Annotated in this window: 14 protein-coding genes; 9 read left to right on the top strand and 5 right to left on the bottom strand. The window is 69.4% G+C overall.

Annotation, left to right across the window (positions count from 1 at the left end; genetic code table 11):
- The first annotated feature begins 36 nt into the window (after positions 1-36).
- The gene (locus ACQHIV_RS16725) at positions 37-2,088 is read left to right on the top strand and encodes a hypothetical protein (protein ID WP_427895314.1); all 2,052 of its coding nucleotides are present in this window, start codon (positions 37-39) and stop codon (positions 2,086-2,088) included.
- A 50-nt stretch (positions 2,089-2,138) separates the two neighbouring features.
- On the opposite strand, the gene ACQHIV_RS16720 is transcribed toward ACQHIV_RS16725, so the two are convergent.
- Positions 2,139-3,665 (bottom strand): MFS transporter, encoded by a 1,527-nt coding sequence (locus ACQHIV_RS16720; protein WP_427895312.1) that lies wholly within the window; start codon positions 3,663-3,665, stop codon positions 2,139-2,141.
- A gap of 124 nt (positions 3,666-3,789) precedes the next feature.
- Here ACQHIV_RS16720 and ACQHIV_RS16715 point away from each other — a divergent pair, with 124 nt between their 5' ends.
- On the top strand, positions 3,790-4,659 hold the full coding sequence (locus tag ACQHIV_RS16715) for a LysR substrate-binding domain-containing protein (RefSeq protein WP_380197441.1): 870 nt from the start codon (positions 3,790-3,792) through the stop codon (positions 4,657-4,659).
- On the opposite strand, the gene ACQHIV_RS16710 is transcribed toward ACQHIV_RS16715, so the two are convergent.
- The gene (locus ACQHIV_RS16710; RefSeq protein WP_427895310.1) at positions 4,656-6,101 is read right to left on the bottom strand and encodes a sulfatase family protein; all 1,446 of its coding nucleotides are present in this window, start codon (positions 6,099-6,101) and stop codon (positions 4,656-4,658) included. The genes ACQHIV_RS16715 and ACQHIV_RS16710 overlap by 4 nt on opposite strands.
- Positions 6,102-6,154: 53 nt before the next feature.
- Positions 6,155-6,961: a UbiA family prenyltransferase gene (locus ACQHIV_RS16705; protein ID WP_427895308.1), complete on the bottom strand. Its 807-nt coding sequence runs from the start codon at positions 6,959-6,961 to the stop codon at positions 6,155-6,157.
- Positions 6,962-6,979: 18 nt separating this feature from the next.
- Between ACQHIV_RS16705 and ACQHIV_RS16700 the strand changes: the two genes are divergently transcribed.
- Genes ACQHIV_RS16700 through ACQHIV_RS16690 form a run of 3 tightly spaced genes read left to right on the top strand, consistent with a single transcriptional unit; the run spans position 6,980 to position 9,551 of the window.
- Positions 6,980-8,026: a type III polyketide synthase gene (locus tag ACQHIV_RS16700; protein WP_427895307.1), complete on the top strand. Its 1,047-nt coding sequence runs from the start codon at positions 6,980-6,982 to the stop codon at positions 8,024-8,026.
- Complete coding sequence (locus ACQHIV_RS16695) at positions 8,026-8,538, top strand: isoprenylcysteine carboxyl methyltransferase family protein (protein WP_427895305.1); 513 nt, start codon at positions 8,026-8,028, stop codon at positions 8,536-8,538. The genes ACQHIV_RS16700 and ACQHIV_RS16695 overlap by 1 nt, the downstream gene beginning before the upstream one ends.
- Positions 8,535-9,551: an NAD(P)/FAD-dependent oxidoreductase gene (locus tag ACQHIV_RS16690; protein WP_427895303.1), complete on the top strand. Its 1,017-nt coding sequence runs from the start codon at positions 8,535-8,537 to the stop codon at positions 9,549-9,551. The genes ACQHIV_RS16695 and ACQHIV_RS16690 overlap by 4 nt, the downstream gene beginning before the upstream one ends.
- Before the next feature lie 210 nt (positions 9,552-9,761).
- Here the strand turns inward: ACQHIV_RS16690 and ACQHIV_RS16685 are convergent, their stop codons facing one another.
- Positions 9,762-11,297, bottom strand: coding sequence for a helix-turn-helix domain-containing protein (locus tag ACQHIV_RS16685; protein ID WP_427895301.1), 1,536 nt, complete (start codon positions 11,295-11,297; stop codon positions 9,762-9,764).
- Between the two features lie 90 nt (positions 11,298-11,387).
- Here ACQHIV_RS16685 and ACQHIV_RS16680 point away from each other — a divergent pair, with 90 nt between their 5' ends.
- The 4 genes from ACQHIV_RS16680 to ACQHIV_RS16665 all read left to right on the top strand — a co-directional run bounded on the left by ACQHIV_RS16680 (position 11,388) and on the right by ACQHIV_RS16665 (position 14,502).
- A complete protein-coding gene (locus tag ACQHIV_RS16680) occupies positions 11,388-12,653 on the top strand; it encodes an NAD(P)/FAD-dependent oxidoreductase (RefSeq protein WP_427895299.1) in 1,266 nt (421 codons plus the stop codon).
- Positions 12,654-12,869: 216 nt separating this feature from the next.
- On the top strand, positions 12,870-13,271 hold the full coding sequence (locus tag ACQHIV_RS16675; protein WP_427895297.1) for a VOC family protein: 402 nt from the start codon (positions 12,870-12,872) through the stop codon (positions 13,269-13,271).
- Between the two features lie 68 nt (positions 13,272-13,339).
- Positions 13,340-13,687, top strand: a complete 348-nt coding sequence (locus ACQHIV_RS16670; protein WP_427895295.1) for a GNAT family N-acetyltransferase — start codon at positions 13,340-13,342, stop codon at positions 13,685-13,687.
- 68 nt (positions 13,688-13,755) lie between these two features.
- Entirely contained in the window at positions 13,756-14,502 is a 747-nt protein-coding gene (locus ACQHIV_RS16665) for a hypothetical protein (protein ID WP_427895293.1), read from the top strand.
- 7 nt (positions 14,503-14,509) lie between these two features.
- Here ACQHIV_RS16665 and trxA read toward each other — a convergent pair whose 3' ends face one another.
- The gene (gene trxA / locus ACQHIV_RS16660; RefSeq protein ID WP_344189728.1) at positions 14,510-14,899 is read right to left on the bottom strand and encodes a thioredoxin; all 390 of its coding nucleotides are present in this window, start codon (positions 14,897-14,899) and stop codon (positions 14,510-14,512) included.
- Between the last annotated feature and the right edge of the window lie 135 nt (positions 14,900-15,034).

Below are 15,034 nucleotides of genomic sequence, written 5' to 3'. Positions count from 1 at the left end.
CCCGCCCTGACCCGCACCGGGTTCCAGGAGGCCGGGATGCGTAGGATCGCCCTCGTTGTTGTGCTCGTGAGTCTGACCGCCGTGCTGCCGGCGAGCGCCGGCTCACCGCCCGAGAGCACGTTCTTCTCGACCGTAGGAGTCGACGCCGGCGCCACCGTGGGTGCACCGGCGATCGGCGACGACAAGGACCACGGCGACCTCTGGCCGAACTGCTGGTCCGACGACGACAACGTGTATGCCGCGTACGGCGACGGCGTCGGCTTCGGGACCAGCGCGAGCGATATCGGCGTCACCAGGATCTCCGGCATGCCCGGCTCGCTGACGGGCACCCAGCTCGCCCAGGGCGACCAGCTCGGCAAGGTCTGGACCGCGAACCACACCCGCAAACCCACCGGTATGGCCTGCGTCGGCGGCGCGCTCTACCTCGCCGTCCAGGACCTCGCCTTCGACTTCGACGACGCACCCGCCGCGACGATCGCGAAGTCCACCGACAAGGGCCGGACCTGGACGTTCGACACCGGCGCGCCGATGTTCGGCGGCTCGAAGTTCACCACGATCTTCTTCCTCGACTACGGCAAGAACTACGTCAACGCACCCGACGGCTACGTCTACGCGTACGGTCTCGACAACAACTGGCGCGACTCCTTCTCGAACCGCGTCCCCGACCCGGTCGACCTGTGGCTCGCCCGCGTTCCCGCGACCAGCGTGCAGGACCGCTCGACCTGGCAGTTCTACGCCGGCACCGCGAACGGCGTACCGCAATGGACCGCCGACATCAACGCCCGGGTCGCGACGCTGCACGACGACCGGCACGTGTACCTGAACGTCGGTACGGCCGGACGCGCGCGGGACCTGACCACGATCAGCCAGGGCGGGGTCGTCTACAACAAGCCGCTGAACCGGTACATCTACACGTCCTGGACGGAGTACACCTTCGAGTTCTACGAGTCGCCGACGCCGTGGGGGCCGTGGACGCACTTCACCCCGAAGGACTTCGGCGGGTACCCGTGGACGCACGCGAAGCACGGCGGCTACGCGACGACCATCCCGTCGAAGTACATCAGCGCCGACGGCCGCAGCATGTGGTTGCAATCGAACGTCTGCACCTGCGGCGGCGGGCTCAACGACCGGTGGGCGTACACGTTCTCGCTCCGCAAGCTGTCGCTCACGCCGTCGGTGCCGACGACCCCGGACAACACGCTCGACGGCACGCGGAACCTCGCGCGTGAACCTGGCACGGTGCCGATCGAACGGGCCACGCACTTCGGGCAGTCGAGCTACAACGACGGCGTCCGCGCGCAGAACGAGGACGACTGGAACGACGAACGCAAACCGCTCAGCTGGTGGGGCTACACGTGGCCGCGGACGTACAACCTGAACAAGGTCGTCTACACCACCGGGACGATGTTCAACGACGGCGGCTGGTTCGCGTCGGCCCCGAAGGTGCAGGTACGGCGGGACGGGGTGTGGACGGATGTCACCGGGCAGACCGCGACGCCGGCGTACCCGACGAACTCCGCGGCCGGGACCAACGCGACGTACGTGTTCAGCTTCGACCTGACGTCGGGGGACGGGGTGCGGATCATCGGTACGCCGGGCGGGACGCAGACGTTCACGTCGATCGGTGAGCTCGAGGCGTACTACGGGTCGGCCGTCACGGACCCGAGCTTCGAGGCGCAGCCCGGTACGACGGTCGGCGCGCCGTGGGAGACCGAGGGGACCGGGACCAAGGGCATCGACCACGACAAGGGAGCGTGGGCGCAGCAGGGGCGGAACAACGCATGGATCAATGCGTCCGATGCGGGCTGGAACGCCTTCAAACAAACGGTCCCCGTCAAGCCGAACACCAACTATCGGCTGACCGGTTGGGTGGAAGGCTCCGGCAACTTCACCGGCGGCTACTTCGGCATCCGCTCCGGCACCACCCCGTACGCCGAAACCAACTACACGGCCCCACCCGGTTACCAACAGCTGACGGTCACCTTCAACTCCGGGCCCAACACCGTGATGACAGTCTTCACCGGCTACTGGGGCGTCAACGCCCCCACCTGGCTCCGCCTCGACAACATCTCGTTACAACCAGCCTGAGGCGGAGCCGAGCCGTGGAAGGCAGCTACTCTGCCCCGCCTCAGGAGCTTCTAGTGGTGTTGTGGGCGGCGGCGGGGGCGTGTGGGGCGGAGGTGGGAGTCGGCGCGGGCGTGTTGCCTGCGGCCGAGGGTGAAGGGGCGGGAGGTGCGGGGGAGCGGGGTGCTCTTGGGAGCTGACAGCTGGATCTCGGTCTGCTGGAGGTTGAGGCGGACGGGGACCTGGTGCCACGGGGAGCGGGTGCGGACCAGGACCAGGCGGAACTGGCCGTCGCGGCGCAACCGGAGACCGATGGCGACGGTGGCGATCGCCGGCACCAAACCGGCGAGCATCAGCGCCGAGCGCGCCCCGAAGTGCTGCGCCAGGAATCCGACCATCGGCCCGCCGATCGCGCCACCGCCGATGAAGACCAGGTTGTAGATCCCGGAGACCCGCCCGCGGAGCCCGTCCGGTGTGGTCAGCTGGACCATCGACTGCGCCGCCGTGAGGAACATCAGCGTCGCCATCCCCATCGACGCGAGCACCGGGATGAACGTCCACAGCGACGGCTGGATCGCCGCCAGTACCTCGGTGACCGTCAGCAGGCAGGCGATCCCGATCAGGTTCCGCAGCCGCGTCGGCCGCACCCGCCGCGCCGACAGCAACGCCCCGGCGAGCGCCCCGAAGGCAACCACCGAGTTCAGTACGCCGTACCCCGAAGCCCCCGTGTGGAACACCCGGTCGGCGAACGCCGTCAGCGTCACCGGCAAACTGATCGTGAACATCCCGTAGATCCCGACCAGCGCGATCGCCCACCGCACGGCCGGCTCGTGGAACGCGTACCGGACGCCGTCCCGCAGCCCGTCCCGGATCCGCATCCCCGCGCTCGCCGTGCGCGCCGCGTGGAACCCGGGCATCTCGCTCTCCCGCATCCGCAGCAGCGCGCTGATCGACGCGAAGAACGTCAGCCCGTTCAGCGCGAACGCCCACCCGGCCCCGATCGTGCCGAGCAGTACGCCGCCCAGCGCCGGGCCGATCAGGCTGCCGAGCTGGAACGTCGACGAGACCATGCTGATCGCGTTCCGTACCGTGTCCCGCGGGACGAGCTCGGTGACGAACGACTGCCGCGTCGGATTGTCGACAGCGGTCGCCAGGCCGAGCACGAACGCCATCGTGTAGACGTGCCAGACCTGGACGCTGCCGGTGAAGGCGGTCAGCGCGAGGATGCCGGCACAGGTCCCCATGGTGATCTGCGTGACCAGCAGGATCTTCCGTTTCGGGAAGCGGTCCGCGATCACGCCGCCGTACAGGCCCAGCACCAGGGTGGGCAGGAACTGCAGCGCGGTGGTGATGCCGACCGCGGTGGCGCTGCCGGTGAGCGTGAGCACCAGCCAGTCCTGGGCGATGCGCTGGATCCAGCCGCCGGTCGAACTGACCAGCAGACCGCTGACCAGGAGGCGGAAGTTGCGGACCCGCAGCGCGCTGAAGGTGTCCTTGAAACCGGGGCGGCGCGCCTGCGTCTCCCGGAGCTTGGTCGAGTCGGTGGGGCGGTGAAGGTGGAAGTCGGTGGACGGGACAGTACCGGTGGCCCGGGAGGTCAAGAGCGATCCCTACGCGATTGGACTGGTCAGGGGAGGACCCTTCCATCCTCGGGGGTGGACACTGGATTCCCCCAACGAATTACTCCTATTAGTCTTATTGCGTGACGTAATGGGAGGTGCATCGATGTACGACCCGGACCAGCTCCGGACGTTCCTCGCGGTCGCGCAGTCGCTCAGCTTCACCCAGGCGGCGGAGCGGCTGGGGATCCGGCAGCCGACGGTCAGCCAGCATGTCCGCAAGCTCGAGACGGCGGTCGGACGGCCGCTGTTCGTCCGTGACACCCGCACTGTCACGCTGACCGCGGACGGCGAGGCGATGGCCGGTTTCGCCCGGACCATCCTGGCCGCCCACGAGGAGGCCGCCGGGTACTTCACCGGCTCCGAGCTCCGCGGCCGGCTGCGGTTCGGCGTCACCGACGACCTTGCGCTGACGCCGCTGCCGAAGATCCTCCGCGACTTCCGTCAGCTGTACCCGCGGATCGACCTGGAGCTGACCGTCGCGCAGAGCCCGAACCTGCTCCGCCGGGTCGAGTCCGGGCACCTGGACCTCGCCTACGTGAAGCACGGCGGCGGCGGGTACGAGCCGAACGGACGGCTGGTGCGCCGGGACTCGCTGGTCTGGGGCGGGATCTCGGGGACCCGGATCGCGCCGGACGGCCCGGTGCCGCTGGTCACCTACCAGGCACCGTCGCTGAGCCGCTCGCTCGGCGTCCAGGCGATCGAGCAGGCGGGCCGGACCTGCCGGATCACCTGCATCGTCCGCGGCGTGAACGGCGTACTCGCGGCTGTCCGGGCCGGGCTCGGGATCGCGATCTTCGCCCGCTCGCTGATGCCCGCCGACCTGGTCGAGCCCCCGCCCAGCGCCGGTCTCCCCGAGCTCCCCACGATCGACCTGGTCCTCATCACCAACCCCCGTGCCGCCAAGGAACCAGCCGAAGCCCTCACCGCCGCGATCCTGGGCAGCAACGCACCCCTCAAACCCGACGCGGGCTAGGCAGCAGCCTTCCAGCAAGCGTCCTGACCATGGCAGGACCGCAGTGCTTGCAGCTTCGCGTGCAGCGCGGCCCGTTGACTACTGGAGAGCGAGGACGCGGTGTTGTCGAGCTGCAGCGGGTCCTTTGAGCGGTCGTAGTACTCGACCGTGCCGTCCGAGTACTCGACGTACGTCGCCATCGCCGTTCGCAGCGCCTCGTACGTCGTCGGGTTGCCACTGCCCTTCTCCGGGTGATCGGGGTCCTTCGGATCGGTGTCCGGGCCGTGGTGCTCGACGAGGCTCGCCGTACGCCAGGTTGGGGGTGTGCCGCCGAAGAGCGGTGTCAGCGAGCGTCCGTCGACGTCCGCTGACGGGGTCAGCCCGGCGAGCGTCTCGAAGGTCGGCGCGAGGTCGGCGTTCTGCACCGACTGCGGCACCGTCGTACCCGCCTTGATCCCCGGGCCCGCCATCACCAGCGGCACATGGATGTCGGTCTCGAACGCCGTCTGCTTGCCAGCGGTCAGCCTGTGCTCGCCAAGGTGGTACCCGTTGTCGGAGCTGAACACAATCACCGTGTTGTCCGCGGCCCCGGTCTTCTCCAGCGTGTCCCGCAACGACCCGAGCATCCGGTCGACCGACTGCACTGCCTGCGCCCGCTTCCGGAACGCCTTGTCCAGCGCCTTCTGCTGCTTCGGCGTCAGCGCGGGATGCTTCGCCAGCCACGGCGGCGCGTTCGCCGGCAGCTTGTCGTACGACCCGTCGCGCGGTGCCTTCAGCCCCGGGAACTTGTTCTTGTCCTGCGGCGCCGGCGTGTACGGACTGTGCGGCGCGAACGTCGCGATCTCCAGGAAGAACGGCTGCTTCGCGTTGCTGATCACGTCACGGGCCCTCCCGGCGAGTACGTCGGTCAGGTAGTCGCTCGGCGCCTTCCCGTGCTTCTCGAGCTGGTGGTTCGCGTTCAGCGTGTAGTTGTACTCGGGGTACCCGTTGCCCGCGACGTACCAGTCGTTCCAGCCCGGCGGTACGTAGTCCTGCTGCCCGTCGACGGTGCCGTTCGGCTGGTAGCCGTTCAGGTACTTGCCCATCATCGCGGTGTGGTACCCGGCCTTCTGCAGCGCGGTCGCGAACGTGGAGTCCTCGTTCTGCCGCTGGTGGAAGACCTTGAACCCGCCGTCCTTGCCGCCGTTGGTGAACACGCCGGTGTCGTGCGGGAACTTCCCGGTGAAGATCGACGACCGCGAAGGGCAGCACAGCGAGTCGGTGACCGTGTAGTTGCTGAACGACGCGCCGTCCTTGGCCAGCTGCTGGACCTGCGGCATGTACTGCAGCAGGTTCATCGACAGGTCGTCGGTCAGCACGAACACGATGTTCGGATGCGCTGGCTTCACCGCCGCCTGGTCCGGTGTGGAACAGCCGGCCACCAACAGCATGAGCACGACAACGATCGTTCGTCGGAAGAGCATGTATTTCACCGTAAACACGAAGCGACGATCTGCACCTGAAGAGTCGCTGAAGGTCAGACCAGCGCGTGCCCGCGCAGCACCAGCGAAACGATGCTCACGGCAGCGATCCCGATCGTGACCAGGAACGGCGCGTTCCGCCACACCACGATGACGACGAGCAGTACGGCGACCACGGCCAGCGCGACCCACCCGACGGCCCCGATCGCACCGGCCGGAGCGATCACGAGCAGTACGGTCGCCGCCGCGAGCGGGAGCGGTGCGACCAGCCGCGCGTACCGGCCGAGCCGCTGTGGCCAGCCGCGGACGCCGGTGGCGAGATCGTTGGCGAGATCCGGTACGACGTTTGCCAGGTGGGCACCGATCCCGAGCAGGGCCCCGGCCGCGGTCGCCCACCACGGCGCCCACACCCGCGCGGTGCCGAGCGTCACGAACGAGGGCAGTCCGCCGAACGCGACGGCGTACGGCAGCCAGGAGACCACGGTCGACTTCAGGCCGAGGTTGTACGCCCAGGCGCAGGCCACGAACCCGAGATGAACCAGTCCGGCCGCGAATCCGTTCGCGAGAGAGACGGGAACGGTGACCACCAGCATGACGCCGGCACCGATCGCCAGCGTCCGGCGACTCACCAGTCCGCGCACCACGGGCTTGTCCCGGCGGTTCACAATGGTGTCGCGGGCGGCATCTATCGCGTCATTGCTCCAGCCGATCGAGAGGTGGCCGGTGAGGATCGTTGCTGCGACCAGGAGACACCCGGCCGGACTTCGCCCGGCCGACCACGCGACGGCCGTGACCAGCGCGGTGACGGCGACGGTCGGCCCCGGGTGCCACGCGAGAGCCAGACCTCTGAGTACGGTCCTCACCGACGTAACGATGCCACGATGACCCGGATCGCAGCGGTCCGCCCCGCGCTGCCGCCGTACCGGTACCCGCAGTCCGCGCTGACCGACGCGGTCGCCGCGATGTGCCTCCCGGACGGGCACGGTACGGCGCTGCTCCGCCGGCTGCACGCGAACGCGGGCGTGTCGTACCGGCATCTGGCGCTGCCGCTCGAGGAGTACGCCGTACTCGACGGCTTCGGCGCCGCGAACGACGCGTGGATCGCGACCGCGGTGGACCTCGGCGCGGAGGCGGTCGCGGGCGCGGTGAAGGACGCGGGCCTCACGCTGGACGACGTCGACGTACTGATGTTCACGACGGTGACCGGGGTGGCGGCGCCGTCGATCGACGCGCGGGTGGCGCTGCGGCTCGGGATGCGGGACGACGTGAAGCGGCTGCCGCTGTTCGGGCTGGGGTGCGTCGGGGGAGCGGCCGGGATCGCGCGGCTGCACGACTACCTGACCGCGTGGCCGTCGCACGTCGCCGTACTGCTCTCGGTGGAGTTGTGCTCGCTGACGCTGCAGCGCGACGACGCGTCGCTGCCGAACCTGGTCGGCGGGGCGTTGTTCGGGGACGGCGCGGCGGCGGTGGTGCTGACCGGTTCGGAACATCCGTCGGCCGCGGGGCCGGCGGTGGTGGCGACACGGTCGCGGCTGTACCCGGACTCGGAGCGGGTGATGGGGTGGGACGTCGGCGCGGGCGGGTTCCGGATCGTGCTCGGGGCCGACGTACCGGAGGTGGTCCGGACCTACCTGGGTGCGGATGTGCGCGGGTTCCTCGGTGACAACGGGCTGGGCGTCGCGGACATCGGGACGTGGGTGAGCCATCCGGGTGGGCCGAAGGTGCTCGAGGCGGTCGAGGAGACGCTGGAGTTGCCGCCGGGGGCGCTGGAGCTGACCTGGAGGTCGCTCGATGCGGTGGGCAACCTGTCGTCGTCCTCGGTGTTGCACGTGCTGGGTGACACGATGCGGTTGCGGCCGTCCGGGCCGGGCATGTTGCTGGCGATGGGTCCTGGATTCTGTTCCGAGCTCGTGTTGATGGAGTGGTGATGTACGGCTGGTACGTCGGATTGGTGCTGCTCGTCGCCACCGAGCGCGTGGCGGAGCTCGTGGTGTCGCTGCGGAACGCCCGCTGGAGCTTCGGCCGGGGCGGGGTGGAGTCGGGGCGCGGGCACTACCCGTTCATGGTCGCGCTGCACACGCTGTTGCTGGCGGCGTGTCTGGTGGAGGCGGCGCATCGTACTTTCGTTCCGTGGCTCGGGTGGACGATGTTCGCCGTCGTACTGCTGGCACAAGGGCTGCGGTGGTGGTGCATCACGGTGCTCGGGCATCAGTGGAACACCCGCGTGATCGTCGTACCGGGGCTGACGTTGGTTGCCCGCGGCCCGTACCGCTGGCTGCGGCACCCTAACTACGTGGCGGTGGTCGCGGAGGGGATCGCGTTGCCGCTGGTCCACACCGCGTGGGTGACCGCGCTGGTCTTCACGGTGCTCAACATTCCTCTCCTGGCCGTCCGGATCCGCGCCGAAGAGGCAGCCCTCAAAGCCGCCCTGGTCCCGTGATCGATCTGCTGGTGGCTGGTTGCGGACCGGCGGGTGCGGCTACGGCGATCCGTGCGGCGCTCGCGGGGCTGTCCGTTGTCGTCGTGGAACCGCGGAGTACTCCGATCGACAAGGCCTGCGGCGAAGGGATCGCGCACAGCGCCGTCGCGTACCTCTCCCGCCTCGGCGTGGACGTCCCCGGCCGCCCGTTCCACGGCATCCGCTACCTCGACGAGGCTCACTCGGTTGACGCACGCTTCACCACCGGCCCTGGCCGCGGAGTACGCCGTACGGCCCTCCAAGCAGCCCTTGCCTCCCGCTTGGCCGCTCTTGACGTCCCCGTGGTCCAGTCCCGCGTAGGCCCCATCACCCAGACCACCACCTCCGTAACAGCCGCCGGCCTCACCGCCCGCTACCTAGCCGCCGCCGACGGCCTCCACTCCCCAATCCGCCGCCAACTCGGTCTTTGTGGTGAAAGTGCTGGTGAGGTACGGCGCGGACTGCGCCGGCACTTCACGGTCCGCCCTTGGACCGATCTTGTGGAGGTGTACTGGTCCCGGCTGGGCGAGGCCTACGTGACACCCGTAGCGGACGACCTTGTCGGCGTAGCCGTGCTCACCTCCGCCCGCGGGACCTTCGACGACCACCTCAACGCCTTCCCGCAGCTCGAGCGCCGCCTGCAGGCCGCCCAACCGGCCGGTGCCGTCCTGGGTGCCGGTCCGCTCCGCCAGCGCGTCCGCACCCGCACCGCCGGTCGCGTACTGCTGGTCGGCGACGCCGCCGGGTACGTCGACGCGCTCACCGGCGAAGGCATCGCCGTCGCGCTCCGCACCTCGGCCGAGCTGGTCGACTGCGTCCGCGCCGGCCGCCCGCAGGACTACGACGCCGCCTACCGCCGCGTCTCCTGGGAGTGCCGCCTGCTCACCGCATCGTTGCTCTGGGCCCGCAATCGCCGGCTGCTCGCCCCGCACATCGTCCCCGCCGCCGCGCGCCTGCCGTCCGTCTACCGGACGATCGTCAACCGCTTGTCCTAGGCAACGGAAATGCCGCAGGCCCGGCGGTCGCTCAGACATCGCCGGGCCTGCGGGTGGGCCGAGCCTCCTGGTGAAAGGTTCGGACCGGGCAGCCTTTCCGGCCTCCTGGTGAAAGGTCGGACCGGCTGACAAGGAAGACTCTGTCAGGCGGATGTTGCCCAGCAGTTGCCGGAATGTGAAGCCTTGTTACATGGCCCTGTGGCGTAGATCTCAGTGCTCAGTCCGTACGGCGGCGATCTGCAGCTGCAACGCCAGCCGCTCCCGCGGATCCGAGAGATCCAGCTCCGCGATCTCCCCGATCCGCTTCATCCGGTGCCGCAACGTGTTCGTGTGCAGGTGCAGTTCCCGCGCCGCCCGCTGCGGCTGCCCCGGAAAGTCCAGCCACGCCTGCAAGGTCTCGACGTACCCGGTGTCGTGCTCGATGTCGTGCCGCAGCAAGGTCGCCAGCGGACCATCCATCTTGGTGGTATCAAGCGACGTCACCGCCCGATGCACCGTCAGCACGTGCCACGCCTGCTCCACCCGCAACGCCGGCCCCGGCGCGACTCCACGCCGTACCAGCCCCAGCAACTCCACCGCCTCGGCCCGTGAACTCGGCAGATCCGCTGGCCCCCGCGCAGGCCCGCCCGCGGCCGCGTACGTCCCAGGCGACTCGAGCACCAGCTTCTGCAACCAGTTCCACGACCCTGGCCCGTCCGCGTCCGTCACAACCGCGAGCACGGTCCCGTCCAGGTCAGCCAGCTGCGGTTCACTCCACCCGTGGCGACGACCTGTCGACTCCCACAGATCCAGCTGCTGCGGTACGTCGTACCCGTCCGGCGAGCCGAGCGCCACCACCCGCCACGGCTGGCGCGGCAGCCGTACGTCGACCGGGTTGTCCGGCGAGAACTGCCGCAGCACGGTCCGCAGCCGGTCAATCGCACTCCTGCGCGCTACGTCGGCCTGTGCGCGCAGCCGCAACAGGTGCAAGGCCAGCACCGATGCAGCGTTGCTGAGCTCAGTAGTGACGGCCTCACTCACGGGACCGTCCACAACAGCCCAGATAGACCCCAGCCACTCACCACCGGCGCGCACAGGTACGACGAGCCGCGGGCGGATCCCGTTCGGCCCGTCGGGCACCAGGAACGGCTCGCTGGACCTGGCCAGCCGCCGAAAGATGCCCCGGGCCCGGAAATGCGCAATGACCTCCGGCGGCACCCGCCGACCGACAATCGTCGACACACGGGTCGGGTCGGTGAAGTCCTGCCCCGACGAGTACGCCAGTACGCGCGACTGGTTGTCCTCGATCGTCACCGGCGCATCCACGATCGCAGCAGCCGCGTCAGCCAGTGCGAACAGTTCCTGGTGTACGCCGGCATCGCCTGCGGCAGGGGAGTCCGGTGCAGCGGCCCTGTCGAGTACGCCGCGCAGCAGCCAGACCACGTGCGCCCAGGTAACGCTGGGCTGCAGCGCTACGAGTGTCATGACTTCACGGTCCGCGGCAGCGACAACGGTCGGCTCGTGCGCCAACGCCGTACGTAGGACCACTCCTGACGCGCTCCCGGCCGCACAGCGCTCAACGAGCTCCACAGCGTCCTCTGCGTCGCGTAGACCGAGCCCTAGCACCAGATCGCCGGGCTGACCGGTCGCAGGTTCCTGTGGGTCGGCCAGAAACACGTCCCGGACCTCGCTGTCGCCCTTGCCGGGTACCACGACCTCGAACAGCGCAGGACCGACGGCCACGATCAGATCGGACGAGGAGATCATAAGGTTATTGTGCGCTGAGCACAGTAATTTGTCTCCGCAATGGTGTGATCGCACCATGACAGACGCTCGCGGCGGCCGCACCATCGATACATGACCTCAGCTGGTTCCACTCACCTCGTCCCGGATCGCGTCGCCGTCGTCGGCGCGGGCATGGTCGGCCTGGCCACCGCCTGGTTCCTCCAGGAGGCCGGCGTCGAGGTGACCGTGCTCGACCGTGAGGGCGTCGCCGCCGGCGCGTCCTGGGGCAACGCCGGCTGGCTGACCCCCGGCCTGGCCACGCCGCTCCCGGAACCGGCGGTCCTCAAGTACGGCGTCCGTGCGGTGCTGAGCCCTGCCTCACCGGTGTATGTCCCGCCGACCGCGAGCCCGCGGCTCCTCAAGTTCCTCACCCGCTTCGCTCGCAACAGCACCGCCGGACGCTGGAAGACCGCGATGGACGCGCTGGTCCCGATCAACCGGCAGTCCCTGGCCGCGTTCGACTTCCTGGCCGGCGCCGGGGTCCAGGCCCAGACCCACGAGGCCAAGTCGTTCCTGGCCGCCTACCGGACGGTCGAGGAGCGCAAGGTGCTGCTCGAGGAGATCGAGCAGATCCACGCCGCCGGCCAGGGCATCGAGTTCGAGGCGATCAGCGGCGACGACGCCCGCGAGATCGAGCCCTCGCTGTCCGACGCGATCGGCGCCGCGATCCGGCTGCACGGTCAGCGCTTCATCAACCCGGGCGAGTACGTGAACCTGCTCGCCGACTCGGTGCTCGCCCGCGGCGGCCAGATCATCAGCGGTGTGCAGGTGAAGGACATCGTCGACGAGATCCGCGGCGTCCGGCTGGTCACCGCGGACGGCGAGACCGACCCGTTCGACGCGGTCGTGATGGCGACCGGTGCCTGGCTGACCGACCTGGCCAAGCAGCTCGGCGTCCGGACCGTGGTCCAGGCGGGCCGCGGGTACAGCTTCAGCGTGCCGATGGCGCACGTACCGGCCGGCCCGGTGTACTTCCCGGCCCAGCGGATCGCCTGCACGCCGCTCGGTGACCGGCTCCGGGTGGCCGGGATGATGGAGTTCCGCAAGCCCGAGGCGAAGCTCGACCCGCGCCGGATCGACGCGATCGTCGACGCCGCCCGGCCGCTGCTGCGGGACGCCGACCTGGACGCGCGGACCTTCGAGTGGGTCGGCCCGCGGCCGTGCACGCCCGACGGCCTGCCGCTGATCGGCGCGACCGCGTCGCCGCGGGTGTTCGCCGCCGGCGGCCACGGCATGTGGGGCATCACCCTCGGCCCGATCACCGGCCAGCTGCTGGCCGAGACCATCACCACCGGCCGCACCCCGGAGGAGCTGCGCCCCTTCAATCCACTGCGGTGAAGACCTGGAGGGGTCCCAACGACGTGACCCCTCCGACCTGCTGACCGTCACCTCGAGCAGCCTCGGTGAGCCTCCTCAGGGCAGCGCCTCATCTGCCCGCGCCTCCTCCGGCCACCCACCTGCTCCGGTCAGCCCAAGAGCGGGCCCTGGCGATTTTCTCCTGCCCAGGGCCCGCTCTTCCTCTTTCTGTCGGCGCCGTGTGCGATCGTTCCGCCCATGGTGCTCAGGTGGTATTCGGTCGTGATCGACTGTCACGACGTACGCAAGCAGGCGGCCTGGTGGGCCGAGGCGCTCGGCTGGAAGACGATCTACGCGACCGACGAGGAATGCGTGAACGTCCCCGGCTGGGTCGATGAGGACGCGCTGAAGGACGTTCCGTGGGAGCGGATCGGTCCCGGCATGGTCTTCGTGCCGGTCCCCGAGGGCAAGACGGTGAAGAACCGGCTGCACTTCGACTTCGCTCCGCACACCAGCCAGGACCGTGCCGCCGAGATCGCCCGCCTCGAGTCGTTGGGCGCCCACCGCGCCGACGTCGGCCAGCCCGCCGGCGCGTCCTTCACGGTCCTCACGGACCCCGAAGGCAACGAGTTCTGCGTCCTCAGCTCCCGCGACGCGTGACCGTGCTCACCGTCACCTCGACAGCCCCGGTCGCCGAGCTGACCGAGCTCATGCGTACTGCGTGGTGGATGAGTGACCGTACTCCGGCCGACGTCGAACGCCTGCTCGCGAACTCCGATCTGGTCTTCGCCGTGCTGGACGGCGACAAGCTCGTCGGTTTCGCGCGGGTCCTCACCGATCGCACGTACGTCGCCCTGCTGCTGGACGTGATCGTCGACGAGTCGCGCCGAGGTACGGGCGTCGGCGCCGTACTGCTCGACGCTGTCGTCAACCACCCCACGCTCGCGGACGTCCGCAGCCTGGAGCTCGTGTGCCAGCCGGAGCTCGTCCCGTTCTACCGGCGCTGGGGTTTCACGGACCAGGTCGGCACCTCGCGGCTGATGCGGCGTACGGCGGATGTGCGGCTGACCGGCTGACGGGTTGCCGAGCGGGGGAGTGGACGGGCACGATCGGGGCACCTGGCGACGGACGGAGGCTCTGGCTGATGAACGGAACCGAACCGCCGACGTGGGTGGTGAAGGCCCGGCCGATCATGGACGTGGCGGGGCGGATCCTCTGCCTGGTGCTCGGCGCCGCGCTGCTCGTCGCCGGCCTTGTCGGGATCTTCACCGGCGTCGGCGAGGGCGCCCTGGTCACGGTCCTCGCGGCCGGGCTGCTGCTGATCGTCATGCCGTCGATCGTCGACCGGATCCGGTCGCTCAAGCTCGGGCAATTCGAGGTGGACCTGCTGCGTCAGATGGCCGCGTCCGCGAAGAAGACCGCCGACACCCTCGAGCGGCTCGGCATGCGGCAGGAGCTCTCGGCGTACGCGACCATCTACACCGAGCTCCGCGAGTCCGACCTGACGGCGCTCCGCGGCCAGATCCTCGACCGGATCCTGCAGCGCGTCGCGAACGCGGCCGCCGTGGAGAAGTTCGACAAGGACGAGGTCGCCGACCTGTTCCGGACCGGCTCGCCGGTCGTCCGGGTGATCGCGCTCGGCCTGATGGAGGGCGACCGTTCGCTGATCGACACCACGATCCTGCTGGACGCGATCAACGGCCCGCTGACCGGCAACGAGCAGTTCCATGCGCTCAAGCTCGCGCAGAGCGGATGGGGCCGGCTCACGCCCGAGGAACGCAACCAGGTACTCGCGGCCCTCGACCACAACCCGCAGCTCCAGGAAGGCCCGGACCGGGTCGCCGTGGCACAACAGATCCGGGAGCTCGGCGCGAACTCCCGGATCGGTTGAGACCGGATCAGTGCGTGTGCGGCTCGGTGCCGTGCTCCGCCTCGTGCGCGGCGATCTGCGCCTTGACCTCTTCCATATCGACCGCGCGCAGCTGGCCGATCAGGTCCTCCAGGCTGGCCGCGGGGAGCGCGCCGGCCTGCGAGTACAGCACGACGCCGTCGCGAACCGCCATCAAGGTCGGGATGGAACTGATCTGGAAGGCCTGCGCCAGCTCACCCTGAGCCTCGGTGTCGACCTTGCCGAACGTGATGTCCGCGTGCTGCTCGGACGACTTCTCGAAAACCGGTCCGAACATCTTGCACGGGCCACACCACTCGGCCCAGAAATCCACCAGCACGAGACCGTCGCCACCGACCACCTCGTTGAAGTTGTCCTGGGTCAGCTCGACCGTTGCCACTACGACCTCCGAAAGTAGTTGAGTACGCCGTAGTCAACACCGACCGCCCCGCGACTTGTTCCCGCACCCCGGCGCAGGCCGTGAGCCGATCTCGTACGGCGTACGACCTGACCGGAATGCGGAGTCTCGAATGTG

Origin of the sequence: Kribbella polygonati (assembly GCF_050320105.1) — a bacterium.
Taxonomy (GTDB): domain Bacteria; phylum Actinomycetota; class Actinomycetes; order Propionibacteriales; family Kribbellaceae; genus Kribbella.
Note: the sequence above shows the minus strand (reverse complement) of the source record. Positions and strands in the feature narration are given on the sequence as shown.

Excerpts from the sequence above, each read along its gene's own strand:
- ACQHIV_RS16725 (WP_427895314.1), top strand. The coding sequence starts at position 37 with ATGCGTAGGATCGCCCTCGTTGTTGTGCTCGTGAGTCTGACCGCCGTG.
- ACQHIV_RS16715 (WP_380197441.1), top strand. The coding sequence starts at position 3,790 with ATGTACGACCCGGACCAGCTCCGGACGTTCCTCGCGGTCGCGCAGTCG.
- ACQHIV_RS16710 (WP_427895310.1), bottom strand. The coding sequence starts at position 6,101 with ATGCTCTTCCGACGAACGATCGTTGTCGTGCTCATGCTGTTGGTGGCC.
- ACQHIV_RS16700 (WP_427895307.1), top strand. The coding sequence starts at position 6,980 with ATGACCCGGATCGCAGCGGTCCGCCCCGCGCTGCCGCCGTACCGGTAC.
- ACQHIV_RS16695 (WP_427895305.1), top strand. The coding sequence starts at position 8,026 with ATGTACGGCTGGTACGTCGGATTGGTGCTGCTCGTCGCCACCGAGCGC.
- ACQHIV_RS16685 (WP_427895301.1), bottom strand. The coding sequence starts at position 11,297 with ATGATCTCCTCGTCCGATCTGATCGTGGCCGTCGGTCCTGCGCTGTTC.
- ACQHIV_RS16680 (WP_427895299.1), top strand. The coding sequence starts at position 11,388 with ATGACCTCAGCTGGTTCCACTCACCTCGTCCCGGATCGCGTCGCCGTC.
- ACQHIV_RS16675 (WP_427895297.1), top strand. The coding sequence starts at position 12,870 with ATGGTGCTCAGGTGGTATTCGGTCGTGATCGACTGTCACGACGTACGC.
- ACQHIV_RS16670 (WP_427895295.1), top strand. The coding sequence starts at position 13,340 with ATGAGTGACCGTACTCCGGCCGACGTCGAACGCCTGCTCGCGAACTCC.
- ACQHIV_RS16665 (WP_427895293.1), top strand. The coding sequence starts at position 13,756 with ATGAACGGAACCGAACCGCCGACGTGGGTGGTGAAGGCCCGGCCGATC.